Annotated in this window: 23 protein-coding genes; 7 read left to right on the plus strand and 16 right to left on the minus strand. The window is 59.5% G+C overall.

Going from position 1 to position 24,631, the window contains the following annotated elements; all coding sequences use genetic code 11:
• The first annotated feature begins 20 nt into the window (after window positions 1-20).
• The 3 genes from NDI86_RS09020 to glmS all read left to right on the plus strand — a co-directional run bounded on the left by NDI86_RS09020 (window position 21) and on the right by glmS (window position 4,121).
• Window positions 21-881, plus strand: a complete 861-nt coding sequence (locus NDI86_RS09020; RefSeq protein WP_310900087.1) for a CheF family chemotaxis protein — start codon at window positions 21-23, stop codon at window positions 879-881.
• Between the two features lie 259 nt (window positions 882-1,140).
• The gene (gene glmU, locus NDI86_RS09025; RefSeq protein ID WP_310900088.1) at window positions 1,141-2,331 is read left to right on the plus strand and encodes a bifunctional sugar-1-phosphate nucleotidylyltransferase/acetyltransferase; all 1,191 of its coding nucleotides are present in this window, start codon (window positions 1,141-1,143) and stop codon (window positions 2,329-2,331) included.
• Window positions 2,331-4,121, plus strand: coding sequence for a glutamine--fructose-6-phosphate transaminase (isomerizing) (gene glmS, locus NDI86_RS09030; RefSeq protein WP_310900089.1), 1,791 nt, complete (start codon window positions 2,331-2,333; stop codon window positions 4,119-4,121). The genes glmU and glmS overlap by 1 nt, the downstream gene beginning before the upstream one ends.
• A gap of 81 nt (window positions 4,122-4,202) precedes the next feature.
• Here glmS and NDI86_RS09035 read toward each other — a convergent pair whose 3' ends face one another.
• Genes NDI86_RS09035 through NDI86_RS09050 form a run of 4 tightly spaced genes read right to left on the minus strand, consistent with a single transcriptional unit; the run spans window position 4,203 to window position 7,196 of the window.
• Window positions 4,203-5,138, minus strand: coding sequence for a hypothetical protein (locus tag NDI86_RS09035; RefSeq protein ID WP_417936253.1), 936 nt, complete (start codon window positions 5,136-5,138; stop codon window positions 4,203-4,205).
• A complete protein-coding gene (locus tag NDI86_RS09040) occupies window positions 5,135-5,917 on the minus strand; it encodes a DUF8168 family protein (protein WP_310900091.1) in 783 nt (260 codons plus the stop codon). The genes NDI86_RS09035 and NDI86_RS09040 overlap by 4 nt, the downstream gene beginning before the upstream one ends.
• Window positions 5,918-6,781 (minus strand): hypothetical protein, encoded by an 864-nt coding sequence (locus tag NDI86_RS09045; RefSeq protein ID WP_310900092.1) that lies wholly within the window; start codon window positions 6,779-6,781, stop codon window positions 5,918-5,920. It lies immediately after the preceding gene.
• A complete protein-coding gene (locus NDI86_RS09050) occupies window positions 6,774-7,196 on the minus strand; it encodes a hypothetical protein (RefSeq protein ID WP_310900093.1) in 423 nt (140 codons plus the stop codon). The genes NDI86_RS09045 and NDI86_RS09050 overlap by 8 nt, the downstream gene beginning before the upstream one ends.
• A gap of 200 nt (window positions 7,197-7,396) precedes the next feature.
• Here NDI86_RS09050 and NDI86_RS09055 point away from each other — a divergent pair, with 200 nt between their 5' ends.
• Both NDI86_RS09055 and NDI86_RS09060 read left to right on the plus strand, forming a co-directional pair.
• Window positions 7,397-7,642 (plus strand): MarR family transcriptional regulator, encoded by a 246-nt coding sequence (locus tag NDI86_RS09055; protein ID WP_310900094.1) that lies wholly within the window; start codon window positions 7,397-7,399, stop codon window positions 7,640-7,642.
• Window positions 7,643-7,937: 295 nt separating this feature from the next.
• Entirely contained in the window at window positions 7,938-8,171 is a 234-nt protein-coding gene (locus NDI86_RS09060) for a DUF8150 family protein (RefSeq protein WP_310900095.1), read from the plus strand.
• Between the two features lie 50 nt (window positions 8,172-8,221).
• Here NDI86_RS09060 and NDI86_RS09065 read toward each other — a convergent pair whose 3' ends face one another.
• From NDI86_RS09065 to NDI86_RS09090, 6 genes are all read right to left on the minus strand, one after another.
• Window positions 8,222-8,608: a hypothetical protein gene (locus tag NDI86_RS09065; RefSeq protein ID WP_310900096.1), complete on the minus strand. Its 387-nt coding sequence runs from the start codon at window positions 8,606-8,608 to the stop codon at window positions 8,222-8,224.
• Window positions 8,605-9,735, minus strand: a complete 1,131-nt coding sequence (locus NDI86_RS09070) for a DUF4330 family protein (RefSeq protein ID WP_310900097.1) — start codon at window positions 9,733-9,735, stop codon at window positions 8,605-8,607. Before NDI86_RS09070 ends, NDI86_RS09065 begins: the two co-directional genes overlap by 4 nt.
• A gap of 44 nt (window positions 9,736-9,779) precedes the next feature.
• Window positions 9,780-11,189 carry a sugar transferase gene (locus NDI86_RS09075; RefSeq protein WP_310900098.1) on the minus strand — a complete coding sequence of 470 codons (1,410 nt, stop codon included), beginning with the start codon at window positions 11,187-11,189 and terminating at the stop codon, window positions 9,780-9,782.
• A 75-nt stretch (window positions 11,190-11,264) separates the two neighbouring features.
• Window positions 11,265-12,410, minus strand: a complete 1,146-nt coding sequence (locus tag NDI86_RS09080) for a glycosyltransferase family 39 protein (RefSeq protein ID WP_310900099.1) — start codon at window positions 12,408-12,410, stop codon at window positions 11,265-11,267.
• An 80-nt stretch (window positions 12,411-12,490) separates the two neighbouring features.
• Window positions 12,491-13,426 carry an SDR family oxidoreductase gene (locus NDI86_RS09085; RefSeq protein ID WP_310900100.1) on the minus strand — a complete coding sequence of 312 codons (936 nt, stop codon included), beginning with the start codon at window positions 13,424-13,426 and terminating at the stop codon, window positions 12,491-12,493.
• A gap of 47 nt (window positions 13,427-13,473) precedes the next feature.
• Window positions 13,474-14,745 carry a nucleotide sugar dehydrogenase gene (locus tag NDI86_RS09090; protein WP_310900101.1) on the minus strand — a complete coding sequence of 424 codons (1,272 nt, stop codon included), beginning with the start codon at window positions 14,743-14,745 and terminating at the stop codon, window positions 13,474-13,476.
• 149 nt (window positions 14,746-14,894) lie between these two features.
• Here NDI86_RS09090 and NDI86_RS09095 point away from each other — a divergent pair, with 149 nt between their 5' ends.
• A complete protein-coding gene (locus tag NDI86_RS09095; protein ID WP_310900102.1) occupies window positions 14,895-16,037 on the plus strand; it encodes a glycosyltransferase family 4 protein in 1,143 nt (380 codons plus the stop codon).
• A 9-nt stretch (window positions 16,038-16,046) separates the two neighbouring features.
• Here NDI86_RS09095 and NDI86_RS09100 read toward each other — a convergent pair whose 3' ends face one another.
• On the minus strand, window positions 16,047-17,261 hold the full coding sequence (locus NDI86_RS09100) for a glycosyltransferase family 39 protein (protein ID WP_310900103.1): 1,215 nt from the start codon (window positions 17,259-17,261) through the stop codon (window positions 16,047-16,049).
• Between the two features lie 108 nt (window positions 17,262-17,369).
• Window positions 17,370-18,497 carry a glycosyltransferase gene (locus NDI86_RS09105; RefSeq protein WP_310900104.1) on the minus strand — a complete coding sequence of 376 codons (1,128 nt, stop codon included), beginning with the start codon at window positions 18,495-18,497 and terminating at the stop codon, window positions 17,370-17,372.
• Window positions 18,498-18,565: 68 nt separating this feature from the next.
• On the opposite strand from NDI86_RS09105, the gene NDI86_RS09110 reads away from it, so the two are divergent.
• Window positions 18,566-19,486 (plus strand): alkaline phosphatase family protein, encoded by a 921-nt coding sequence (locus NDI86_RS09110; RefSeq protein ID WP_310900105.1) that lies wholly within the window; start codon window positions 18,566-18,568, stop codon window positions 19,484-19,486.
• A gap of 2 nt (window positions 19,487-19,488) precedes the next feature.
• On the opposite strand, the gene NDI86_RS09115 is transcribed toward NDI86_RS09110, so the two are convergent.
• The 4 genes from NDI86_RS09115 to NDI86_RS09130 form a co-directional block, all read right to left on the minus strand.
• On the minus strand, window positions 19,489-20,604 hold the full coding sequence (locus NDI86_RS09115) for a glycosyltransferase family 4 protein (protein ID WP_310900106.1): 1,116 nt from the start codon (window positions 20,602-20,604) through the stop codon (window positions 19,489-19,491).
• On the minus strand, window positions 20,601-21,332 hold the full coding sequence (locus tag NDI86_RS09120) for a class I SAM-dependent methyltransferase (RefSeq protein WP_310900107.1): 732 nt from the start codon (window positions 21,330-21,332) through the stop codon (window positions 20,601-20,603). The genes NDI86_RS09115 and NDI86_RS09120 overlap by 4 nt, the downstream gene beginning before the upstream one ends.
• A gap of 183 nt (window positions 21,333-21,515) precedes the next feature.
• On the minus strand, window positions 21,516-22,670 hold the full coding sequence (locus NDI86_RS09125) for a glycosyltransferase family 4 protein (RefSeq protein WP_310900108.1): 1,155 nt from the start codon (window positions 22,668-22,670) through the stop codon (window positions 21,516-21,518).
• A gap of 3 nt (window positions 22,671-22,673) precedes the next feature.
• A complete protein-coding gene (locus NDI86_RS09130; protein ID WP_310900109.1) occupies window positions 22,674-24,512 on the minus strand; it encodes an ABC transporter ATP-binding protein in 1,839 nt (612 codons plus the stop codon).
• Window positions 24,513-24,631 lie beyond the last annotated feature (119 nt).

Raw genomic sequence — 24,631 nt, forward strand, 5'->3', positions numbered from 1 at the left:
CGACGGCGTAAGACCGGCGTATGAGCGACACAGAGAAGAAAATCGCCGACATGCAGGGCCAGTACCTGCAGGCGGTCTCGCAGGGCCAGCGGCTCACCGACGCCGAGTGGCAGAACTGTCGCATCATCCTCACCACTGAACGGCTGGCGCTCATCGCCGACGGCAAGCGACAGGTCGCACTGACCGACATCGACCGCATCGCCGACCGGTTCGACGTGAACCAGCAGAGCGCCGGCGTCTCCGAGTACGTCGCCCTCCACGTCGGCGAGGACGTCCTCCTGGTCTCGGCGTCGGACCACGAGGCGTTCCAGACGGATTTCTACCGGGCGAGCCTGGACGGTGCGGTCATCCTCGTCCAGCACCCGGCGGTGAAAGGCGGCGTCGTCAAGAGCAACGAGTGGACGAAGGGCCGACTGAAGGTCTCCGACGAGGCCGTTCGCCTCGCGATGGCCGACGGACAGGCCGTAGACATCGAACGGACCGACATCGGCGACCTGACCGTCGAGGACAAGCAGGTTTCGGGCGAGGAGCGGACCGTCATCCAGGTCGAACACAGCGAGGCCGACATCAGCGTCGAGACTCACCTCGCCGGCGAGGAGTTCCACGCCACCGTCCTCCGGACGATGCTCGAAGACAGCGCCGAACAGAACCGCGCCGACCTGGACCTCTCCTCGACCGAAAAGCGGGTCATCATGGCGCTTCATTCGGGCGTGTCGCCGTTCGACATCCCGAACTTCGTCGGCATCGACGTCGAGAAGACGGAGGAAATCTTCGACCGCCTCATCGAACTCGACGTCATCAGCGTGTTGCGCGAACGGACCGAGGTGTCGCTGACCACGAAAGGGCGGCGGGTCGCTGGGGACCGGATGGGCGAGCAGTAGGAGGAACCGACCAGTGGGAGGGTCCTCCGAACAAGCGAACGGGGAGGGACGACCCGCGAGTAGCGAGGGAGTGAGCGAAGCGAACTACCTCGAAGCAGAACGGCGACCGGAACCGGAACACCACAGCGCGATACCGGCCGCTTCGACACCCGGACGAATTCGCGCGACGACGCTTCGGTATGCCGGTTTCGGCCACGCGCGCAATTTTTGCGTCAACTAGGCCCGCCATATTCAAATCCCTGCTTGCAGTGATACGTGTATGGACATCGACACGGCGGTGGTACTCGCCGCTGGCGAGGGGACCCGACTGCGACCGCTGACGCGCAACCGACCGAAACCGATGCTGCCGGCGGGGAATCGCCCCATTCTCGAACACGTCTTCGACGCCCTGGTCGAGGCGGGCGTCGAGGAACTCGTCGCGGTCGTGGGCTACAAGCGCGACCGGGTCCAGAACCACTTCGGCCCGACCTATCGCGACGTACCCGTGACCTACGTCACCCAGCACAAGCAACTGGGCAGCGGCCACGCGCTCTTGCAGGCGCGCGAGGCGGTCGAGGACTCGATGCTCGTGCTCAACGGCGACCGACTCATCGACGCCGGGACGGTGTCGGCCGTCGCCGACAGCTTCGCCGAGACGGGCGACCCGTCGCTGGCCGTCGTCGAACGCCAGGAGACGAGCCGCTACGGGGCCGTCGAGATACACGGCGACGAGATAGCGGAACTCGTCGAGAAACCTCGCGACGGCGACTACCGGCTCATCAACGGCGGCGTCTACGCTTTCTCCGCGGACATCTTTACGGCTATCGAGGAGACGCCCCGACAGGAGGGGGAACTCGCGCTGACGGACACCTTAGCGCGCATCATCGAACGCGACCGGGTCCGCGGCGTCGAGGTCGACGGGATGTGGGTCGACGCCACCTACCCGTGGGACCTACTGACCGTCGCCCGCGAGGTGCTCTCCCGGGGCCGCGTGGTCGAGTCGCCCCGCAGCGACGGCGTCTGGATTGCCGACTCCGCCAGGGTCCACCGCGAGGCCGTCCTGCAGGGACCGGTCGTCGTCGGCCAGGACTGCGAGGTCGGCCCCGACGCCGTCATCGGTCCGAACACGGCACTCGGCAGTAACGTCACCGTCGGCTCGAACGTCGTCGTCCAGGACAGCGTCGTCGACGCCGACACGCGCATCGACCCCGGCTCGACACTCATCGACACTGTCACCGGCCAGGACGTTCACCTCGGCGCGAGCACGACGGTGCCGTCGGGGCCGGCCGACGTTCAGGTCGGGACGCAGGTCTTCGAGGAACAGCGCCTCGGTGCGGTCATCGCCGACCGGGCGCGGGCCCGCGGCAACGTCAGCGTCACGCCGGGGTCGCTCGTCGGCCCGAAGGCCCACCTCGACGTGGGCGTGACCGTGCGTGGCAACGTCTCCGAGGGCGCGGAGGTGACCCGCTGATGTGCGGCATTATCGGCTGTGTCGGCCGCGGCGACGAGACGCTCGACACGCTGGTCCACGGCCTCTCGAAACTGGAGTACCGGGGATACGATTCGGCCGGCGTCGCGATGGCCGACGACTCGGTGTCGCTCTGTAAGACCTCGGGCAAGATAGAGGAACTCCGAGACGCTCTCTCGAAGACCTCGCTTTCGGGCTCGGTCGGTATCGGCCACACCCGCTGGAGCACGCACGGGCCGCCGACCGACGGCAACGCCCACCCCCACCAGGACTGCCGCGGCGACGTGGCCGTCGTCCACAACGGCATCATCGAGAACTACCAGCGCCTGCGCGACGAACTGGTCGCCGCCGGCCACACCTTCACCTCCGATACGGACACCGAAGTCGTCCCCCACCTCATCGAGGACGGGCTTGCCGATGGGCTGGCTCCCGAGGACGCCGTCCGGGAAGCCATCGCCCGACTGGAGGGGAGCTACGCCATCGCGGCCGTCGTCGCCGGCACCGAGGCCATCTTCGCGGCCAGGCACGACTCCCCGCTCGTGCTCGGACTGGACGACGGCGCGACCTACCTCGCCAGTGACGTCCCTGCCTTTCGCGACTTCACCGACCAGGTGGTCTACCTCTCAGACGGCGAGTTCGCCCGCCTCGACGAGAGCGGCTGGACGGTCACCGATTCCGACGGCGTCCGCGTCGAGAAGGACGTCGACACCATCGAGTGGGACCCCGAGGAGACCGGCAAGAGCGGCTACGACCACTTCATGATAAAGGAGATTCACGAACAGCCCCGCGCCCTGCGACAGTGTCTGCGCGAGCGCGTCGACGAGATGGCCGGCACCGTCGACTTAGACGACCTGGGTGACCTCTCGCCGACCGGCGTCCACTTCGTCGCCTGCGGGACCTCCTACCACGCCGCGCTGTACGGCGCGCAGCTGTTTCGCGAGGCCGGTATCCCGGCCCAGGCCTTCCTCGCCAGCGAGTACGCCACCTCGGTACCGCCCATCGGCGACGCCTTGGTCGTCGGCGTCACCCAGAGCGGGGAGACGGCCGACACCCTCTCGGCGCTCCGGGCGGCCCAGAAACGCGGCGCCCGAACGCTGGTGGTCACGAACGTCGTCGGCTCGACGGCCGCCCGCGAGTGCGACCACGCCTTCTACATCCGCGCCGGCCCCGAAATCGGCGTCGCCGCGAGCAAGACCTTCTCCTCGCAACTGGCCGCGCTAAACCTGCTCACGCTGGGGATGACCCGCTCCGACGAGGCCCGCGAGGTCATCAACGCGCTCCGGGAACTCCCCGGGGACCTCCAGCGCATCTTAGACGAGTCCCGCGCCGAGGAGGTCGCCGAGACGTACACCGGCGCCGGCGCGTACTTCTTCATCGGCCGCGGGCTCCAGTTCCCCGTCGCGCTGGAGGGCGCCCTGAAGATGAAGGAAATTACGTACAAACACGCCGAGGGCTTCGCCGCTGGTGAGTTGAAACACGGCCCGCTGGCGCTCGTGACCTCCGAGACCCCGGTCTTCGCCGTGATTATCGGCGACGACGAGAAGGCCCGCAAGACGGTGGGCAACGTCAAGGAAGTGGAAGCGCGCGACGCGCCGGTCGTGGCGATTACGGACGGCCAGACCGACGTGCATCGGTACGCCGACCACGTGCTGGAGATTCCCGAGACTCACGAACGGGCTGCTGCTGTGCTGGCGAACGCTCATCTCCAGTTGCTGTCGTATCACGTCGCGGCGAAGTTGGGGCGCAACATCGACAAGCCGCGGAATCTGGCGAAAAGCGTGACGGTGGAGTAATTTTTGTTGATAATGTGATCTACTTTATTTAATTTGACCGACCGGGACACTGCAGAATCCTTGCCGGTCATTGTTCGTTTGTCAGTGCTCCGAGTTCGGCTTTTCTATTTGTTTCTTGACGTTAGTCTCATCTGGCTCGACTGGCTTCACTCGAAGCTCTCCGAAGCCGTACTTCGAGTGGTTCCCGACGCGGGTGAGTCCGGACATTGCGGTCTCCACGGGGCGGTCACCATCGTAGCCGACGACTATGCCGTGATCGACAGTCTCCAACTCGTATATGTCGCCGCCCTCGATGACCTTCTCCAGTCGGTGGCGCAGCTGCGCTTCATCGTCTACGTTCCACCACCACGGCACGTCCACGTTGTTCGCCTCCGGGTACTCCGACCGGAGCACGAACGGCGTCACGAGTTCGAGAATGAACGCTTCGCCGTCTTCGAGACGCGAGTAATCCAGGGCCTCTAGGTCAACGATTTGCGTGTCTTTCAGCGTGGTCGTCCCGTACCCGTAGTTGCGTTTGCCTCCGAATTGGAGGCCGTCAAGCACGTCCTCGCCGATGGGCAGAACGTCCGGGTCATCGGCGTGCAAGTAGGCGTTCACGTACCAACGCGTGGTCTGTTGCTGCTTTCGCGCGCCGTCAGGCCGACCCATAATCGTCTCGTAAGCCAGCGCGGGCATCCCGCTTTGGAACCGGATGTCATGAGCGTTCAGCCCGTCGCGAGGTCGGGTATCGAGCAGCCATGGATGGTCGGGCTGCCGAAAGAGGAACAAGTCGTCGTAGCTTTCCACGCCAGGAAACGACGACCCCATGTACGGGCGAATCCCGCTCTGTGAGTGGTCCTCGGGAAACCTCCCGAACTGCCCCGGCACGAACATCCCGTGGCTGGCGTTGACGTGCTGGTGGACGTCGTGCTCCAGGCGCATCCCGAGCGCATGGTAGATCGCGTTCCCGCTCACGTAGTACGGGTGCCCGAGGTAGTCCATATCCAACTCCCAATGAACCTGCTGGATACGCGTCACGCGTTCTCTCCACGGGTTTCGAGATCCTCGATGTACTGGAGCGCGGTGCTCCAACTCCAGATCCGCCGGAGGTTCGCATCGAGCACCATGTTGTGCTTATCGTGATTGACATTGAGTGGGTGTGCAGTGAGGCGCTTCCACGCCGACGCCCACGACCGCCATGGGCGGCTTCCAAGGCGCGCCCACGGTCGCCCGTCCGCGCTCTCGTCGATTCGGAGCGCAAAGCGGTCACCCGCGTACACTGTCCGGTGGGGCACGATCTCATCGGCATCATCAACAACCAGGAGGAGATCGCCGAACTCGTGACCGGTGCGGTAGTTGTCCAAGAGCGCCGTCACGAGGAGCGTGTGGTACTTGAGGCTCGTGTACGGGTAGTAGATGCTCTCGTTGAAGCCGCTCGCTACGTCCGACGTGAGCCACGACCGATGCATCGCCTCGGGGTCGGTACCCGTCAGCAGATCGCTGATGGCCTCAGAGAGACGCGGGCGTGAGAACTCTTCTGGGTCGTAATGAGAGTCGCCAGTCAGCAGCGAGAGCCGGTAGTGCGTCTCGTGGTTGTCAACCGTCTGCTCGGGCTTCCCGTTGGGTCGGGAGAGTGCTGACGCATCGCCGTCCGCGCCGTGCGGGACGGTCTGATTCACCGGGACGCCGTGGAAGGTGTCCGGCGCGTCCTGGTGCGTCTTGCCGTTCAGCTTGTGGGTGTCGTGGCGGTACGCGGTAACCATCACATCTTGACCGCTGTCGCCTTGGAAGTCGTTGCGGGTGGCGTTCTCTCCCATCTACGGCCCCTCCTCGACACGCGCTTCCAGTGCCTCCACGAACGCCGGGCGGTACTCCTCGGTCCACTGGGCGTCTTTCTCGTCCATCTTGTTCGTGTTGCCCTTTCCCCGGTCGAAAACGCGCTTCAGCTCGCGCTTCTCGTAAAGCGGATTGATGAGGTGACAATCGACGATCCCTGCACCAAAGTTCCGCGCACCACCGAGCTGGTGCATGAAGTCCGTCTTGTGCCCATCGAGGAAGTCAATCCCCTCCGCGAGGAGACCGATGAATTCGGGCTTCGTCTCTCGGAACGAGAGATGCCAACAGCCGTCCAGATTTGCCACTGCGTCCAGCTCCGCGTTCCGTAGCGGTTCGCGGTTGTCCTCCCGGTTTCGGGAGACGATATTCCGGTTGAGTCGCCGGTAGTGACCCTCGGCCTGTCCGCGCGTGTAGTCCACGCTGGTGCGGACGGGGTTGAATTTGATTGGGCGACGCATCACCTTTCCCGGTTGATTGCCGAAGCCACCAAAGAGGTCAAAGACCACACAACCGTGGTCTTCTCTTGCATCTTCGACGCACGCGCCCTTCTCGTGATAGCCGTCATCGAGGTCGCGCTCGTAGACATCTTCCTTCATGAAGTTCGCGTTCGACTCCCCGGGATGGCAAGCGGTGCCGTCGTTCTCAGAGACGACACGCTCCATTCCGTGCCGGAGCCAGCCCGAGAGCGGGAAGGCGGGAATGATACCGCCGATCTGGTTCTGCGGGTCGTTGTCCTCGTAGTTGCCGTTCGAGGCGTGGTGTCTATCGGTCATGATGCTATCCCCGACCACCAGCAGGTCGGTCTGAATCCGAACGAACACGTCACGGTCGATGTCTTCAATCACGGTTCTGAGGTGCCGTAGTTGCCGTCCGTCCAGACCTCCAGCCGGCAGACGTGTTTACGATCGTGTTGCGACCGTAGTCGAGTTCGGCGTTGCTGTCATCTTCGTTGATGTCATCACTACCGCCATCGGTGCCGACGTTAGAGGTCGACACCGACACCCCCGAGAGAGCAATTGCCGCATCTGGGACGGTTCGGCATACAATCACAGATCTCCCCCGAACGGTCCCGCGCATCTCAATCAGATGCGCCATCCGCGTGTCGGCCTCGGCACCTATGGTGCCCGGCACGTTATTCCAGTCGGTGTTCTCGCTCCGCTCAATCAGTTCCGCGAGATTGATATCGGCTTCCGCGTTTTCGGGGACTGATTCGTCTGTCGTGCCGGAATCCTGAAGTCCGGCGGATATCTTCATTGACATGCTTCGGTTGCTCCGAAGCGCGGGGTCGGTGCCTTCAACACCGGCCTCATCTTCTGTGAGGCGTACCGCGCTTTTCAGTATTATTTACACTGGGCTACTACTTAGTCTTTTGCTTAGCAAAACACTAGGCGTAAAGCCAAGAAAATCACCGGGCAAAATGCTGAGTATTATCTTTCGTACCCAATATGCAAGAACAACGGATGGTCAACGAGAACTACGAGCCGAATGATCGGGAGGCAACCGTGATTGACTTGTTCAAGCAAGGCCGTGACTCCGGCGACCCTTGGGGGCGTGTGAATCCTCTCTTTATACGTCAGAATACCTCTCTTGACAAGGGGCAGGTTGAGTACGCTCTTCGTAATCTAAAGAATGCCGGATGGATTGAGCAAGTGAATCAGGGCGGGCTCTACGAATTTGTCGATGATCCACGAGAGAATAGATTATGAGCAGTGGAGAGTGCCTTGTGAGTGGGGACTGTATTTGAACGTGACAACTACCACCGTAGAAATGAAATACACGACTGACCAGTACGACCGGGAATCCCTCGATAATGGTCTTACCGATCGTGTCGGCAGCAGTTCGCTTCCGATTGGTCCACTCGAACTCCAAATCGCGTACAAACTGTATCTGGTACGCAGAAGTATTTCGAGGATGCAGCCCGTCTGTACGTGTTGTTCGGCGAAACGCTTAGTCGTCGTGAACTCGAACAGTGGGTCAGAGAGTTAGAGGTGACTGACGCGTATGACCGACTCCAGCGAGCGTAAGTCGCTCGCCGAAAAGCGAGAGCGCAACCGAGAGCAACGGCTCGAACAGATCAAGCGCTGGGCCGAGTATATTGATTCGAACCCGCCGGAAACGTGGGGGCCACAGCTCAACGGACTTATCAATTCCCAGCTTGCGTCGGCCAGAAACACAGATATCTCCACCGAGCAGCGCCGACGAATCGAACGAATCAGCGAGCCTCGAAATAAGTAGAACACAAGTGTGGGTAAGCTGGAGCGCTACTCGCCTTTGCCCTCACTTCTTTACCGTTCCCTCTCGGGCGATTCCGGCGGTTCTAAAAACGCACTCAGTAGTTGCCCAATCCGCGAACCCGACATAGTCGTCCCCGCGGTGGCTGCAGCGGATTCGAGTCCCGAGTTCGACCACGCCCGCTCGACCGGTCTGGCGACTGTCTCCAGCAGGCCAATGAATGGCCCCACCGTGTACGTCTCCCGCAGGTCGATGACGATTACATCCGGGTTGGGCTCCGCGGTTAGCCACCGGTAGCAGCGCGAGTTTCGGACCAGCGCTTCGAGGCGGCCCGCGAGTGACTCAGCTGCGCCGACGAGCACCGCCCCCTCGCTCGCCTGTGACAGTCGCTTCTCGGCCGCCTGGAGCATCTTCGCGGTTCGTGACTCGTCCCACGTCATCGGTCGATGTCGGTGACAGTCGTTCGCACAGTGACTACTCCGAGGTCGAGGACGACCGTTGAGCCGTACTGGAGCCGTTCCCCTCTGAACTCGATGCCGTTGTCCGTCTCGCGTACCCGAAGTTCGGTCGTGAGCGTCACGTCCTGCAGCGACGGATGGTCGCTGACGACGACTGAGCCGTTCTGGGCCGTCGCGACGACGGGGGTCGGCTCCGTGGTGACGGCGGTGATGTAGGCCGTCATCTGTCCGCCGGCGCGTTCTGTCTGTCCCGGACGGATGGCCGTCGCGATTTCCGGCTGTACCCCCGTCATCTCCAGCGTCACTGTTCGATTACTCAATGAGTCAGTTTCGAGCCCGCTGTCGACTCGGTCGATGCGGCCGTTGAGGGTGTACCCTGACGCGGGAAGCGTAACTTGCTGTCCGGGGCGGAGTGCCGTTCCGCCGAAGTGGCGGGTTCCCTGTTGCGTGTACGTCGAGAGATTCGCCTCGACCAGAACCTGGCGGCTGCTGGGGTCTGTCGTCGGGTAGACGGCTACGTCTTCGACTGTCGCTGCGGTGCGGTCGCTGACCGTTATTTCGTCACCGGGCGCGATTTCGCTCGCGTCGTTTGCCGCGACAGTCTCTCGGAGCAAAACGGTCGTCGTGGTGGTGTCGAGGCTCGACTTGCTGCCCACGGCGCCTATTCGACCCGTGACATTGTATGTATCCGTGCTGATATCGAGGGTCCGACCCAGTCGCGGCGGTGCGTCCGCGTAATTGAAGGCTCCTCCACGCATGCTACCTTCGAGTCTGGCACGGGCGAGGACGCGCGTCTTGTCGCCTTGCGGGGCGAGATAAATATCGGTTAGCGTCAAAGTTGACGCGTTACTCGGCGCGTAGGTGTCCCCCTCGTTGAGCGCGGCGACGATGTAGTCGGGCTGTGTTCCGAGGTCGAGTGTGACGAAAGTCGTATCCGTCTCCGGTGTCGTGGCGGTCTCGGTGTCGTCACTGGTACCGAGAACTAGTCCGACGCCGGCGACGAGGACCGCGAGCGCGAGCAAGAGTGCGAGTGCATCGACGACGTTGACGACGCCGAAGAGATTCCCCTCGTCGTCGACGAGTCCGTCGGCATCTGTAGGGGCGGCCATAGATACCCGTTTCTGTCACAGTGTATGTTCTTTGTGTTTGTCTGCTACCGCGTTCTTATCTTCTCCCCGATGAGCGAGCCCACGTCGACGAAGACACTGTAGAGCTGCCGAAGGACGATCTTCAGGTCGAAGCTGAACGACTGTTGACGGATGTACTGGATGTCGTATCGGAGTTTCTCTCGCGGGTCCTCGCTCGTCATGTCGTTAATTTGTGCGAGTCCGGTCAACCCCGGTTTGACGAACCACCGCTTGCGCCACTCGCTGGTTTCGGCTTCGAGATGTCGTTCCTCGTCGGTCCAGGCGGCACGCGGCCCGACAACACTCATGTCGCCGACGAGTATCGACCACAGTTGGGGTATCTCGTCGAGATGGGTTTGCCGGAGGTATCGCCCGACTCGGGTGATACGGTGGTTCTCGTCCGAGTCCGGCGCAGTATCAGGCTCGCCAGTCCGCATCGTGCGGAACTTGTAGATGGTGAATATCTCACCGAAGGCCGCTGTCCGGGTTTGGGTGTATAGTATCGGACCGCGGCTGCCCAGTTTGATGGCGATAGTGATGACGAGCACGAGCGGAGCCAGACAGACGAGGGCGATACTCGAAAACGCAACGTCGAATACCCGCTTGACGGCGTAATCCTGCCAGTCCCACGGCTCTAAGTGCGTATCGACGAGGTCGCCACCGGCCGCGTCGGCGACCAGCACGCTGTCGGCGTGCTCACGGTGCACTTTTGCCTGCACCCCGTGTTCGAAACAGGTCGCGAGCGCGCCGAAGAACTCCTCGCGGTCCGGCTGCTCGAACGCGAGTAAGACAGTGTCGATGTCGTGTTCGACGAGGACGGCGTCCAGCCGCGATAGCCCCCCGAGCCGGGGAAGTTCGCTCGCGCTCTCGATAGTCATTCCGCCGTCGGCGACCTGTCGTGGTCGCTCTGAGGACCGGACGCCAGACGGCGCGACGACCCCGATGATGGGGACTGTCGCACTCTCATACAGTTTCTTCATCACGATAGTGTCGTCACCGACGATGATGGCCCGCTTCGAGACGCTCGGACGCCGGCGGATAGCGACGAACCACATCGGGAGGACAACACCGAGAAAGAGCACCGTCGCCACCAGCGTCGTCCGGGGCAGCCGTGACGACCAGTCGAAGTAGCCGATAGTCGCGAGGACAGCGGCCGTGAGGAACACCCGCTTGTGGGTCAGTGAAATCGTATCGAGGATTCTGCGTGGACGCGGCTTGAACAGCGGCCACAGGACAGCGAGTGTGATAAGAAGTGTCGTCGCGATCTGGTCGAGCAGTTGTCCGTTCGTGTACGTCGTCGGCTGAAGGTTATCGAGTGGCGGGATAGCCGTAAGCGCCATCTGTGTCAGTGGCGCGTTGGCGACGACGACTGCGCCGGCGACCCACAGTGTCGCACCGCAAACAGCTACGAGTCGGTATCGCCACCCAGACTGCATCGTGTGGTAGGTTGTGATTACAATATAAAAATACTGCGAGGAGATGCCATGATCAAGATGCTGTCGGTTCTCCGTCTAGTCCTGCCTCCAGAGCGACTGTCGGACCGACCGTACTGACTGTCGGTCTGCTACATCACTAACGGCGTAGCCAAACGCCAGCGCGAAGACGGGTCCGAGTGGCGCGCGATAGCGGAGGTCCCACGAGACGAACGTCACTGCAGTGATAAGCGTTAGGACGAGGACCGGTGTCGCCCACATTCGGAAGAGGTAGAAATCGTCACAGTACGCTCTATAGAGGCCGAAGAAGCCGATCAGAATGACCGGCAGGTACGTCGTGAGATTAATCGCCATGTGGATAGCCGAATGTCGAAGGAGTAGCGGTGTGAAGAAGAACACGGCTTTTAGAATCCCCATTACGAGTAAATGATGTACATTAGTCAGTACGAATTGTACTGGCTGGTCTGTGCTTCCAGTTATGAATGGATACACGTATGTCGCGTCACTTACTATTATGTCCCCTCGACTCCACTTCGTTAGCAGTTCGTACCGCTGAACGACATACGGCAGACTAGCGAGTGTAGAGACTCCTATTCCTATGGGTACCGCTCGCGAGGCGAAGATGCCCAGACGCTTTCTGTCACTCTGGAACACGTCGTACAGTAGCCACCCTGCGACAAGTGGGAACCCATGTGGCCTCGATAGCAGAAGGTATCCCATGCCAGCAAGTACGGCAGCCCGTGATTGCCAGCCCCGAGTGTGGTGGTGCCACATTAGCGCCCATAGGACGAACACCATCCCGGCCGTGAACAGGGAATCACTCAACACGTAAACATCCCAGTTGAAAGTGTCCCAAAGGAGTGCGAGTGCAAGACCGGCAACCAGACCGGTGCGGTCATCGACCAACTTCGAACCGATTTGGTAAACGACAACGCAACTGAGGGCCGAAAGGAGAATCTGGAATCCGACCCAGTGGTCGTATGTCATACCAGGTATCGAGAGGAACCCGCACAGGGGTAGCGTGAAGCCGCTGTAGAGAACACCCTTCTTTGCGACGAGTGCGCTTGCAGGGTCAGCTACCCAGAGGCTGCAGACATCCGTGTACACGCTAGTATCTCTGCCCAGAGATGTACCCTTGTATAGCCAGTACGCTGTTCGAGCAGTTAACCCGACGGCAAAGATTAGTAACGGGCCGAACCAGTAACGGTTCTTCCAGGAGAACATAGCTACCGGTTCAAACGGAGGCTAATAATTGTCCCGTTTTTAGTAGCTACACGATGTCGTGCTGATCACAAACGCCTCGCTTACATCCCCTCGTAGTGCTCGATAGTCCGCTCGAGTCCCTCAGCGAACCCGATGACCGGGTCGTAGCCGAGCAGTTCACCTGCCTTCGAGATGTCTGCGTGCGAGTGTCGGACGTCTCCGGGGCGACGGGTATCGTATCTCGGCTCGATATCCGTCCCGAGCCGCTCGTTCAGCGCGTCGACGACTTCGTTTATCGTTTTCCGGCCACCACAGCCGACATTGATAGCCTCTCCTGTCGCGTCCCCTTCGGCGGCCAGGATGTTCGCCTGGACCGCGTTGTCGATGAACGTAAAGTCCCGTGACTGCTCGCCGTCGCCGTATATCACGGGCCGCTCGCCGCGACGCATGAGGTCGATGAACTTCGGGATGACCGCGGCGTACTCCCCGTCGGGGTCCTGTCTCGGGCCGAAGATGTTGAAATAGCGGAGGGCGATAGTATCGATATCATAGAGTTCGCTGAATTGAAGCGCGATTTTTTCGGTGTAGTACTTCGAGAGGGCGTAGGGCGATTCAGGTCGTGGTTCCATCGTCTCGACCTTGGGTAGTTGCTCCGTCGAACCGTACACCGAAGACGATGAGGCAACGACGGCAGTATCGACACCGGCGTTGCGTGCTGCATCCAGAACTGTTGCAGTGCCGGTACAGTTGGCGTCGGTCGTCATCACCGGGTCATCGACACTCCTTGGAACAGAGGGCACGGCCGCCTGGTGGAAGACGTAGTCGACCCCCGCAGTCAGCTCAGCGACAGTCTCGCTGTCACGGATGTCGACCTCACGGAACGTGAATGCCTCGTCCTGTTGCAGGGACTCGAGATTCTTATCACGGCCGGTTTCGAAGTTGTCTATTCCGCGAACGGTGTATCCGTCTTCGAGAAGCGCGTGAGCCAGATTCGATCCGACAAAACCTGCGACGCCTGTTACTAATGCGGTCGACATACCCTTCCGTTTCTATGCAGAGAAGTCAGTGTGTCGACTTCCGGTGACTACAGCCGAACCACGTGTTGGGCATCGATTCGTTCCGTCGCGTTTCGCGTATCGAAGACGAGAGATGCGTTCTCGACGATTCTGTCGATATCTATCTGAGTGTGGTCGGTGACCAGGACGACACAGTCGAACGATTCGAGGCGCTCAGATGCCAACGGAACAGACGAATACGTGTCCTTTCCGACATCCAACTCGGGAACATAGGGGTCGTGATATGCAACTTCGGCGTTCCACTCTGTCAGCTCTGCAATGATATCGAGCGCTGGTGACTCTCGGACGTCCGAAACGTCCGGCTTGTAGGCCGCTCCGACGACCAGTACGGAACTGGTCGAAAGTGCGGTCCCACGGTCGTTTAACAGGGATACGACGCGCTGGACAACGTGGTCCGGCATTTCCCTGTTGACCGTGTCTGCGAGGTCGATAAATCTGGTTTCAACGCCCTGTTGGCCGGCCTTCCACGATAGGTAGAACGGGTCTATCGGGATGCAGTGGCCACCGAGCCCCGGCCCCGGATAAAAGGCCATGAATCCGAACGGTTTCGTCTTCGCTGCCTCGATAACGTTCCAGATGTCGACGCCGAGTTCGTTCGCAATCTGTGCTAGCTCGTTGATGAGTCCAATGTTGACGGCCCTGAACGTGTTCTCCAGAAGTTTGACTAGTTCGGCCTCCGTTGCGGAATCGACACGCACGATGTCGTCGAAGACGGGATTGTATAGGGCCTCGGCATGGTCAGTACAGTCCGCAGTAACGCCACCGAGCACTTTCGGGATGTCCGTGGGACCGTACTCCTCGTTACCCGGGTCGATACGCTCGGGGGAGAACGCAAGATAGATGTCCTCTCCCACAGTGGCTCCGTTCGCGGTGAGAACACCACTGACGGCTTCCTCCGTCGCTCCAGGGTAAACCGTACTCTCCAGTACCACGGTACCCTTTTCGGGAAGTACTGGCGCGAGACGCTCTGCAGCATCGATAACGTACGATAGATCGGGTGTATCCGTCTTCCTGAGCGGTGTCGGAACGCAGATAGAAACGCCGTTGACGCCCGAGAGGGCCTGATACTCCGTAGTGAACTGGAGTCCGTTTTCCACCGCGTCCGTGACGGCATCGTCCGATACGTCTTCGACCGTCGACTTTCCTGCCCGAAGCCGCTTCACCTTGTCAACGTCAGTATCTACACCGACGACCTCGTAGCCCGCATCCATCATCGCCAAAGCAAGCGGGAGGCCTACATATCCCAGACCGACGACACCTACACGCGTGCGATTTTGCATAGTACCGAGTTATGCTTCGCCACCCTTTATCTATTGTTTATCAATCCCAATCGTGAAACTGGCCACGACTATCCGGGTAGGTGCTGTCGGTGATGACTGTGCCGAATGATTTTAATCCGGCGCCCGTTCCATGGACAGTGTGAGTATCGATGCCTGATGGTCATCCCCGGATCTTCCATTTCATAACACGGCTTCTGAAAGGGGGTGCGGAGGCGAAGACGATTGCGACCGTCACCGACCTCGACGGATACGAATTCACCGTCGGCCACGGAGCTGAATACGACAGCGAGCAGGTCAACCGACTCGAACGTACTGGTGTCGAGACGGTCTGTTTTCCGCTTGTCCGTCACTACAACCCACTGACGGCCCTCCCGGCGGTTCTTTCCCTCGCGCAGTACCTGCGCCGGGAGCAGTTCGACATCGTTCACACTCACAGCACGGAAGCTGGCATCATCGGGCGCTTTGCTGCAGCCATTGCCGATATACCACACGTCGTTCACACGGTGCATGGTGTCCCGTTTGCAGACGACCGGCACCATACGTTGAATCGGTTTGTCCTTGGCTGTGAACGACGGGCTGCGGAACACACGGACCGAATCGTCACTAACGCGGATGTCATCGCGTCGGACTACCTGCATCGAGGTATCGGTTCACCCGACCAGTACACGACAATTTACAGTGGCATCCAACTTGATGTATTCGAGAACGCAGGCCCCGCGACGGACCTTCCAGGCAGTCGCCCTCGAGTCGTTATGATCGGTCGACTCGCTGACGGAAAAGGGTTCAACGTGCTGTTAGACGCTGCTGAGGATATCTGTGACGATGATGTCTCTCTCTGTCTCGTCGGGGATGGACCACTGTACGAGACCCTGAGTTCCGAGGTCGAAGCCCGTGGGCTCGACGAGAGCGTGTTCCTCACGGGGTACCGAGACGACATTCCGAACGTCTTGGCTGCCAGTGATGTCCTCGTTCTCCCATCGTTCCGCGAGGGGACCCCGCGTGTCATCACCGAGGCGATGGCGAGCGGGCTTCCAGTCATCGCAACGGATATCGCTGGGATTCCGGAACAGGTTGCTGACAGTGAGTCCGGTTATCTCATTCCGACCGGAGACCCAGATACTTTGGCCGACCGACTGAACGAGTTACTCGAGTCGCCCGACTTGCGGACCACGATGGGAAGACGAGGACGCGAACGGGCCCAGATGTTCTCAGTCGACACGATGCTAGCGAAACTAGACTCACTGTATCAGGGGTTGCTCTCGAAATCTGCTACAGACCGCCTCACTCGATAGCCAGTAGAATCACTCTGTTTGGGACGAATCGCTGGTAGCTGTTCCCTCCGGCGGGCTCCGTCTCTGAGGGAATGGCCAGACCAGCTTCACGTGTTCGGTGATACCGATACCACCGAAGAGGAAGATAACCCACAGGACCATCTGACGGTGGCGCTGCCCAGTTCCGTAATTTACGGTTCCAACGCCGTAAAATACGACTGCAAGAACCAAGCCTACGACCAGACCGACTGTTACCGGTACATCTTTTCGGCCCATAGACCGGACACCCCACACAGCGCAGATAGTGAACGCAAGCGTGCTAATCCCCTCGAGACTTACGATCAGGTCCGGAGCCGTCCTAACCATCCAGGGGAACGGGGCATACAGAAAGTATGCCGCACCTATCCAACTGAAGCTGATAAGTTCAGGAAGTGTCTGTGGAATCACATTCGGAAGATAGACTGCACGTCCGCTGGCCCGGAGCCGACGAATTCGTGCCAACCTCGTGATGCCACTCCGTATCAACGGTAACGACAAAACGTACACCACTGGTCCAGAGAGGGCTCCAAGACCTATTGTTTCCTTATACAGGTCGCGAGACACGATTACATACGTCGCTATCCCTGCTGTGATTGCTCCGACATAGAGAACGACGTTGAGCTGGCGGTGGATGAGTGCTAGATGTAGCATCGCATACGCCAATCCGTATGAGAGCCACCTGTTCAGGCGCTTCGGTGGCAATACCAACAATCTGGCTGCTGTCACGATACCGAAAAAGACGAACACGTCACGAAGGAGTGTCGTCTGTACCGCGACGAAGCTTGGATACAATATCATCGGGAGGGCAGCGAGTACGCCGGCCTGATGAGAGTAGTAGTAACGGCCGATACGGTAAACGTGATAGATCGCTATCGCGCCTAACAGTCCGTTACCAAGCCGCGCGTAGAGCCCACTGGGACCGGGAAGCAACCAGAACGGCGAGATGAATATACCCCACGTGAGAATCGTGTCGGACCCCGCAATGGGATTTAGCACCTGATAGAGCTCGACAGCATCCGCAGTGTAGCGAAACGGTTGACCCGTTGGCAAGCCGCGCGCGATAGCTTCCGCACCGTTCCCGAATCTCACTGCATCGGCTCTCGAATCGGGATTCAGGGTCGTGACGGTCGTAACGACCGCGCCGACTACCCGGACCGAAAACGCCAAGAGAAAGACGGAAAGGGCCTGTTTACTCGTTCTATCCATGCTGGTAGCTGGTAGTCCCACTGGCGAGAGATACCATCCTTCGATTCTCTCCAGTCCCTGTCTTGGTCAGTTGTCTCGGTCTGTGGTATCGGCTCTGGGACACTGTTCTCATTTGCGTCGCTCGTTTGCGAGTTCGAGATACAGAGACAGGTGATCCTCGACTGTCTGTTCGATACTGAACTGTTCTCGTACGAGACGGCTGCTCGCTGTTCCCCACGGCTCTCGTCGTTCGTTGTCGCAACTCTCCGCCATCGCACTTGCCAGTTCCTCCGGCTGTTTCGGGGGGACGAGTCTGCCGTTGACGCCGTCTCGGACTACTTCAGTCACGCCCGCGATCTCGGTCGCCACGACCGGCAAACCGGCTGCCATCGCCTCGAGATGGGCGATGGGAAGCCCCTCGAACACCGACGAGGAGACGAACACGTCCCCGAGGGCATAATACTCGTGTACGGTCGGCACTTTCCCAGTTACCGTCACGAGGTTGCCGAGCCCACGTTGCTCAACTGCGGCTCGTAACGCTGGTTCACGCTCTCCCCAACCCACAAGTAACAGGTGTACGTCCGTGCGTCGTTCGCCGAGCGACTCCATCGCGGCGATGAGGTCGAGTTGGGCTTTCGCATCGACGTATCGAGAGACGTTTAGGAAGACGATAGCGTCCTCGATTCCCCATCGCTCTCGGACTGCTTCGGTCTTGGCGCGGTGGACAGCGTTTGCGAACACCTCGGCGTCTATCCCGTTGTATATCGTACACCACTGTCTGTGCTGGCCGGGCTCGTATCTCGCGCTCTGGCCGGTAAACGCCCGTTCGACGCCCTCAGAGACAGCGATTGTTCTCGTGTCGAGCGACCGTGTCAGCCGTTCGAGAGTACGAGTAATCGGGTGATAGTTCTCAGGTACGTTGTGCTGGGTGCTGACAATGCTTTCGGTGCCTCCCAGTCCCCCTAGCACTCGACCGAGAAACTGTGCGTACGGTAAGTGTGCGTGGACAATATCGAAGTCATTGCGACGGAAAAAGCGAGCCATCCGCCACAGGGCACGCGGGTCGAATTTGAACGACGCATCGAAGTCGACGACTGTCGCACCGGCCTCCCGGAGTTCGGGAACGAGTGTCCGCTCCCCTTCGATGATACAAACCGTGTAGGAGACGTCCGGGTCGTCGGTCTGTCTGACGATATCGAGGACGACCGTCGGTGCGCCACCAGGCGCGACTTCGTTGATGAGCAGACAGATATCCATGGGCAGCGAACTGTACCAGTGTGGGTGATGTGAAAGCTTATAAATCCCACAGATACATCCGTTTGGCTATGTACTCGCTGTCACAACTGAAGCGAGCCCTGGGCAGCCCGAATCTGTTTTTCCGCGAGCTTAATCGGCTCTATCATCGCCGTCTGAATTCAAGACGGTTCAACACCGCCGGTATCGATATCTTCGATGCTGACTGGGACAATCTCCTCATCCTCGACGCTTGTCGATACGATATGTTCGAGGAACAACACAATCTCGACGGGACGCTCGAACGGCGTCTCTCCCGTGCGTCGAGTACCCAGGAGTGGTTACACGCGAACTTTACGGATCGGGACCTTCGGGATACAGTCTATGTCACGGCGAATCCGCAGTATTATCGACACCGTGACGTACTCGGTACGACGTTTCATGCTGTCGTAGACGTCTGGAAAGAGGAGGGATGGGACGAGGAACTGAAAACCGTCCCCCCGGAGGTCACGACGAAACATGCAATCGAGGCCGCAGAGCGGTATCCAGACAAGCGGCTGTTGGTCCATTACATTCAACCACATTATCCGTTCCTCACCGAGAGAGGGCAGCCATTCGATAACGACCAGGCGTTCCTCAAGCCGGACGAGGCGGGCAGTTGGAATCAGGTAATGACCGGTGAGCTCGATGCGGACGCTAACACTATCTGGACTGCCTACCGGGAGACGCTCGACCGGACACTACCGTCCGTCGCGGAACTGCTTGCCACACTCGATGGAAAATCAGTCGTTAGCGCTGACCACGGAAACATGGTCGGCGAACGCGCCACGCCGTTCCCGATTCGTGAATGGGGCCATCCCCGAGGGATATACACGTCGGAACTAGTGACTGTCCCCTGGTTCGTCGTTGAGGGTGACCGACGGGACACCGTTGCCGAGGAGCCGGCAGAAAGGGCATCGGACGTTACCGACGAGTTGGTTCAGGATAGGCTGGAACAGCTGGGATACGTGTAACGTCAGGCAGCCAGTGCCCGCTCGAGTGTCGACCGATACTGACTCACGACCTGCGCAAGCGTGAGGTTCTCGGTGAAATGATCGCTCGTCGGCTGACTCAGACGGGACCGGGCTGCAGGTGATGAAACCAATAATCTAGTCAATTCTACCAGCGTCTCGAAGTCCCCATCGGCATCGCCCTCGTACTCCGAGAGGTTGGCGAATCGACTCACTTTCACATCCAAACTCACGACCGGAGTCTCGTAGCGCCACGCTTCCAAGAACGTGCTCGGGAACCCCTCGAACGCCGCCGTGCTTACGAGTGCTATCGCCTCCCTGTAGTACTCGTGAATGTGTGCAGGATCGACCGACCCGAGATAGTCGAGATTCTCGAGTTCACGAACTCGGTCGGCGATGCGCTGGTTGTACTGTTCGTCTTGCCCTTCAGGGCCGATCATAACGAAGGAAACATCTGGACACGCGGCCGCGAGGTCAAGATACAGATGGGGCCGTTTCTGTTTCGGGTCGAGTCGACCGACCCACAGCACGTACTCCCGTTCGTCGTGACCCGAGATGTCATCGGCTTCGGGATAGCCACTGGGGATGACTGTCGACTGTATTCCGTACTCTGCCTGTAACTTCGTAGCCTGTCCGTTCGTCTGTGTGATAACTGTTGTCGCGTCGTGGAGGGCCCGGACGAATAGCTTCCGCATCCACGGTGACAGTGCGGCCGGCTGCTCTCCGATGTTAGGGTCGTTCGCGAGGTTGTAGACCCATTTCCCATCCAGAAGGCGAGTGAGCGCGTAGATAATCGCGGCCTGATACGGTCGTCCACGATAGACGTAGATGTCTGCATTTGCCGCTCGCATCGCACGCAACAGTTTCAGTAACTGGAGTGGTTTCCTGAGCGGTGACGTATCCGGCGATGGACTGTACGCCCGATGTAGTGTTACCCCGTCGACCTGTTCAGTCCGTGGCTGACCGTAGTCCCCGACGACGAAATGAACATCAAACGTGTCTGTTAGTTCACGGCTGATAAACGACAGCTGTCTCGCCCCGCCGCCGACTGCCTCTACCGATGGCTCGAAGTAACCGTATGCCGAAGTGAGAACGAAGCAGATTCGCTCTTTCCCGCTCATCGGTTACTCGATGAGTCCCTCGTGGCACGGACGACCCAGGTCATCGCGAGTCGAGACAGGACCGAACATTCGTCGCAGTAGTCGTCGAGAAGCTTGTAGAGCTCTATATTGAGTGGTGTATTCACGAGTCCCGTCGCATACGTCAGATAGCGAGATATCTCCACAGACAACCCGCAGTCGGACAGCAGTTCGACTATTCGTCTAGGGTCGTATTCGTCGTAATCCGACGGGGACCCGTTCCGCAGTCTCACGTATCGATTCCGGAGCTTACGGAACGGGGACGCGCTGTTCGCGAACGAAAACAGGAGCTGTCCACCGGGTCGAAGCACTCGCGCTATCTCTGTTATCAGGTCCTCGAGGCCGTCACGACCGATGTGACCGACGACACCGAGACAGAAGAGGAGGTCGACCGAATCCGTCGCCAGCGGCAGACTCCCTCCGTCGCCTTGAACGTACCTCGCTGTCGAGTCATCACCGCTCGCAGCGAGGATGATATCACGGGAGAAGTCCACACCGACCCTCTCTGCCTCTGTGTGTCCCTCGAGCCGGTTGAACAGCTCTCCCGATCCGACGCCGATATCGACTACCACGCCGCTCGCGGGGACATCTGCCATGTTCAGTGCTGCATCGAGTCGGTGCCGCTTTTCGTAGTCGAGGACTCGTTCCGGATTCGAGTACTTCCCCTCGTATTCCTCGCTTCGCTTCCGCCAATACCCAAAATCTGTCATCAAGTAGCCGATGTTGCGTGCCCCGGAAGATAACGATTTATACATTGGCTACCGCTGTCGCCCGGACAGCGACGCGACGCTTACTTCCCCGGGCCGACGGGACCAGTCTGTGTCGCCACGTTCGTGACCGGAGGCATACCTGGCCACGGCGGATAGACATCTTCTCGCCCGCGACCGCTCGTCTCACACTTCGAGTGCGTTCACGACGTTTTCAACGTGTCTGTCCCACGTCTGTTCCTCTGCCCGTTCAAGAGCGTTTTCCGCCATCTGGCGGCGCTCTGTCGGGTGGTCACGGAGGTACTGCAGTCGGTCCGCGAGCGGTCCTACTTCCCTCGATGGCACAATGTATCCCTCCCGACCCGGCTCTATGATGTCCGGCATCCCCGTCGTTTCGGTCGCGATTGCTGGGACGCCAGCGGCCATTGCCTCCAGCGGCGCTTTACCGAATCCATCGGAAACTGAGGGAAAGACGAATACGGATGCTCGATGGTAGTATTCTCCGGGGTCGACGAACCCGGGCGTTTCGATATTCTTGAACTCCGCCGAGTCGAGCATCTCCCTCACATCCTGCGACACGTGCCCACAGAGGAGCAGTTTCGCGTCCTCGTCATCACCCCACCCATTCCTCCGCCACGCCTCGATGAGATAGGGAACCCCTTTTGCGATGGTCACCGAGCCGACGTAGAGGACGGTGAACGGACCCGATTGGTCCCACTTGCTCGTCGGGTACTCATCGGGGGTAACGCCCAACGGGGTGACTGCTACCTTCTCGGGCGGGAATCCGCTCCGGACGAGCGATTCTTCCACGAACGAGGAGATTGCGAGAATCCGGTCACACTCCTCAAGGGTTTTCTGTCGCAGGTCGAACCGTCTGTTGCTCGTCACAGCTTCCGGCGGGTCGATACCGAAATCCCGATACGCTTTTGCGACTCGTTTCCCGTGCGGTCTGGCATATTCCGTTGTCGCTTTGACCACGGTACGGTCCCCACTTCGATTACCTGCTCGAAGGGTCCGCAGGTACCCGGGTGTATGGTGCAACTGGATGGTATGGTCAGCAGCCGCTCTGGCTGCGAAGAAATCGAACAGTTGCTCGGAGTAGTACCGCTTATCGAAGTTTTCCGTGACGAACCGATTGATGCCAGTCATGGCACGCGGCAGCATCCGACCGAACGGAATCGGTGCTGTGACGAGATTTGACGGAAGCACGCACTCCTCGACACCACGGCAGTATAACTGTTCCAACAGCCCCCGCTCGTGGAGTCCACGTGCCAGCTCGGTGATCGGCCGGCTCGTGTGTAGACCGAGGTCACCGTAGGCGACGAAAGAAATTGGTTTCATGCGCTACTCTGTTCTCGACTGAATCGAGTACAGTTCGGCGTACTGGCCGCTCTTCTCGAGTAGCTGTTCGTGTCGACCGGACTCGATGATTTCGCCGCTATCGACGGTGTAGATTCGGTCAGCCCGCTTTACGGTCGAGAGTCTGTGTGCGATGCCGACGATAGCGTAATCCCGGTCCATACTCTCGATTGCTTCCTGGACCTGTTTCTCGAGGTTCGAATCGAGGTTGCTCGTCGCCTCGTCCAGCACCAGTATCTCGGCGTCTTTCAGCAGCGCGCGAGCGATTGCGACCCGCTGTTTCTGCCCCCCCGACAGCCGTACACCGTCGTCTCCCAACTGGGAGTCGTATCCGTTGGGTAGCTCCGGGAGGAACGTGTCTACCGAGGCTATTCGGGCTACTTCTTCGAGTTCGTCCTGTGAGACGTTCCGGTTTCCGATTGTGAGATTGTACCGGAGCGTCTCGTTGAAGATAAACGGATCCTGCCGTACGACGGCGATTCGTTCGCGCCACTCGTTGATATCCATCTCCTGAACGGGGACTCCGTTGGCGCGAATCTCGCCCGTGTCCGGTTCGTACAGCCGCGTTAACAGCGAGACGATGGTAGACTTCCCGGCTCCGGACTCTCCCACGAACGCGATGAACTCGCCGCGCTCGAACTCCAGCGAGACGTTCGATAGCACCTCCTCTTGGTCGTCGTCGTACGAGAAACAGACCTCGTCCAGTTCGACGTGTTCGATTGTCTCTGGTACGTCCTCTGTCGCTTCGGTCGGCTCCCGATTCGCTTCGAGTTCTCGAATGAACTCCTGTGTTCGAACCAGGTGCGGCAGTTTGTTCTCAATTTTGTAAAATAGCGAATTCAGGTTGCTGGCTTTCGGTCCGAGCCGAAACATCGCGAACAGGAAGATACCCAACGAACCGAGTGACATGTCTGCAAAGGTTATAGCCAGGTAGATGAGCAGAAACACCGACACCGCCGTCAGCAGATTATAAAAACTCTGGATTATCTCCTCGTTTCTGGTCTTCTTGACACCCGACTCGGCGAACTGGTCTACCGACGTGATGAAGTCCTCGAACAGTTCGGCTTTCAAATTAAACAGCTTGGTGTCTCGGATTCCCTGTGTGCCCGCCTGCGCGGTTTGCTGTACCCGCTCGTTGGCGTCGGCCACTCGACTTCCGATATCGTATCCCGACTCCAGCAGGTACTGGAAAAAGACCGAAAACGCCCCGAGGAAAACGATGGAAAAAACCGTCAGATACGGCGCGAGGACAAACGCGATGGCGAGATACACCAAACTGAGAAATAACTGCTCGAGAAAGTTGATTACAATTTGAATCACGTCGCCTGCGTACTCCGATTGGGTTACGATCGCGTTGAGGATACCGTCCGAGCCCTGGTTGTCGAAGTAGTCTATCCGAGCGTCCAGCGCGTTCTCAAAGGCACGCACCTGTAATTCTCGGGTGTAGTCGAAGACCAGCGCACCACGTAACCATCGGACGACAAACGTCGCCGTCCATCTGATGGTGAGAATGGCACTGACCCCTGCCACTACCGTACCCAGCGTGAAGGGAACGCCGAGCGTTCGATACAGTGTGACGAAAGCCAACAGCACGCCGGAGGCTTCTGCTGCCGGGTCGCCTGATTGCTGTACGAGTTCGACGATAGGAAGGATGAAACTTAACCCGACTGCTTCGAGCCCGGCTGCACAGACCCCTACTCCAACAATCGCAACGGTGAGAACCGGCCGATATCTCGCGACTTGTATGAGTGAACGGAATTGTCTTCGGGAGTTATCGACAGCGGACTCGCTGTTTTCCACAGTCCTCCGTTTTCTCGCTGCCATATAAAAACGGCACGATTATCGGGCCGAAAACTGGTGTAGACTCCTCCAGTATGATATCCTCGCTTGGCTCCTTCCGCGCCTTGACACGTCGTGAACCATTCGTAGACTCACCATATTCA

The sequence above is a fragment of the Haloarcula onubensis genome (assembly GCF_031624605.1).
Taxonomy (GTDB): Archaea; Halobacteriota; Halobacteria; order Halobacteriales; family Haloarculaceae; genus Haloarcula; species Haloarcula onubensis.